Source organism: Erythrobacter sp. HI0063 (genome assembly GCF_001635685.1).
In the GTDB taxonomy this organism is placed as follows: Bacteria; Pseudomonadota; Alphaproteobacteria; order Sphingomonadales; family Sphingomonadaceae; genus Qipengyuania.
This window is the reverse complement of sequence record NZ_LWFF01000219.1, coordinates 1-268: the sequence shown is the minus strand read 5'-3', so window position 1 is coordinate 268 and position 268 is coordinate 1. Positions and strand designations below refer to the sequence as shown.

Annotated in this window: 1 protein-coding gene; it reads left to right on the top strand. The window is 63.1% G+C overall.

Features of this window, described 5'->3' with window-relative positions; all coding sequences use genetic code 11:
• The coding region (locus A3736_RS07145; RefSeq protein ID WP_156502031.1) for a class I SAM-dependent DNA methyltransferase at positions 1-268 on the top strand (268 nt) is incomplete at both ends.

Sequence of the window (268 nt, the reverse complement as noted above, 5' to 3'; positions counted from 1 at the left end):
CGGCAAGATCGCGAGCGCCGGCACCAATGGCCAGTTCCGCACGCCGCGTCATATCATCCGCTTGATGGTCGAGATGACCCAGCCGACGCCCGAGGACGTGATCTGCGATCCCGCGCTCGGCACAGCGGGCTTTCTGGTCGCGGCCGGCGAGTACCTGCGCGACAATCACCCGCAGCTGTTTCGCGATGAAAAGCTGCGCCACCACTTTCACAATGCCATGTTCCACGGGTTCGATTTCGACCCCACCATGCTCCGCATCGGCAGTATG